This window comes from Bacillus sp. PPSBB_11 (assembly GCF_038023285.1).
Taxonomy (GTDB): Bacteria; Bacillota; Bacilli; order Bacillales; family Bacillaceae; genus Bacillus; species Bacillus altitudinis.
This window is the reverse complement of sequence record NZ_CP150633.1, coordinates 772308-773816: the sequence shown is the minus strand read 5'-3', so window position 1 is coordinate 773816 and position 1509 is coordinate 772308. Positions and strand designations below refer to the sequence as shown.

Here is a 1509-nt window from a genome sequence, read left to right as displayed (position 1 = left end):
GAAGCGCTGGCATTGGCGAAGGAAAACCGCGCAGACATAGCAGACATGCGCGCAAATACGAAATGGGTATGGGGCGTGATGCTGACGGTGGTAGGTTTATTGCTATCGGTTGGCATTGCGCTTTTTAAATAGATAAAACGAAAAGGGAGACGATTATATGACGATTAAAGTTACGCAGGATCTTGTATCTCCGAGTAAATACGGCATTAAATGCCCGAATTCAATGGACGCAAAGTATATCACGTTCCACAATACTGCAAATGATGCCTCGGCAAAAAACGAGATTTCGTATATGAACGGTAACAGTAATCAGGTCTCGTATCATTTCGCAGTGGATGACGTAGAAGTGCGCCAAGGTATTCCGGTAAATAGAAACGCTTGGCACTGCGGAGATGGAAGCGGCGCTAACAGCGGAAACAGAACGTCAATCGGCGTTGAGGTTTGTTATTCAAAATCCGGCGGCGAGCGGTACAAAAAAGCGGAAGCATTAGCGATCAAATTCATTGCGCAGCTTCTAAAAGAGCGCGGCTGGGGCGTTGATCGCGTGAAGAAGCACGAAGATTGGAGCGGAAAGCATTGTCCGCACCGTGTACTCGATGAAGGTCGTTGGGGAGCGGTGAAAGAAGCGATTGCTAAAGAACTCGCTGCGCTAAACGGAAGCAAAGCGCCATCTAAAACGGGCGCAGCGACTAAGCCGGTGAAAACTAGCGCGCCGAAGACGTCGTCCAAAAAACTAACGGTACCGACTGGCGTGATCCGTCAAGGTGCTCGCGGCACGGTCGTCACGCAACTTCAAAACGCACTAGCAGCCGTTTATTTCTATCCGGACAAAGGGGCGAAAAATAACGGCATCGACGGCATTTATGGTCCGAAAACGGCAAACGCAGTCAAGCGATTCCAGTCGACGCAATCCGGCATTGCAAACGACGGAATCTACGGACCAGCAACACGCGCCAAACTAGTAGCGGCACTAAAGAAAGCGGGGTATAGCGTATGAAGACGAATATTAGCGCAGGAACGGTGACTCGATTTATTTTGCTTGCGTTGGCACTCGTAAACAGCGGGCTGACGATGTTTGGCGTGCAGACTATTCCGGTAGATGAAGCAGCAGTGTCCGATTTTATTGCGTTGCTGTTCCTCGGGGCAACTTCGCTATGGGCGTACTGGAAAAACAACGACGTTTCTAAGAAGGCGCGCGAAAGAAAAGCGTTAGATGAAGTCGGCAAGAAATAATCGGAACTTTCGGCGGTTGCTTACGTATAAAAACGTAGGTAGCCGTCTTACATAACAATAACGTATAATTGAGCGGAGGGGAGGCGGAAGATATAAAGATAAAGAGGATTTCCGTATATTTTATAGCTACATTTATGGCTATGTTGCTATTATCCGGTTGTAATGACGTAAAGGTAAGTGATTCTAAACGGGAGATTGAGTATAATTACGATGATAACGAAGCTCCTAAGTACCAGCAGAACGAACTAATTGTCCACCTTTACCTGGTTTTAATTC

At 47.6% G+C, this 1509-nt stretch carries 2 protein-coding genes; both read left to right on the top strand.

Annotation, left to right across the window (positions count from 1 at the left end):
- Window positions 1–157 precede the first annotated feature (157 nt).
- A complete protein-coding gene (locus V7L95_RS03890; protein ID WP_340968077.1) occupies window positions 158–997 on the top strand; it encodes an N-acetylmuramoyl-L-alanine amidase in 840 nt (279 codons plus the stop codon).
- Window positions 994–1233 (top strand): phage holin, encoded by a 240-nt coding sequence (locus V7L95_RS03885; protein ID WP_047204069.1) that lies wholly within the window; start codon window positions 994–996, stop codon window positions 1231–1233. The genes V7L95_RS03890 and V7L95_RS03885 overlap by 4 nt, the downstream gene beginning before the upstream one ends.
- Window positions 1234–1509 lie beyond the last annotated feature (276 nt).

Bases quoted from the DNA above. Each gene is read 5' to 3' on its own strand.
- V7L95_RS03890 (WP_340968077.1), top strand. From the start codon at position 158: ATGACGATTAAAGTTACGCAGGATCTTGTATCTCCGAGTAAATACGGC.
- V7L95_RS03885 (WP_047204069.1), top strand. From the start codon at position 994: ATGAAGACGAATATTAGCGCAGGAACGGTGACTCGATTTATTTTGCTT.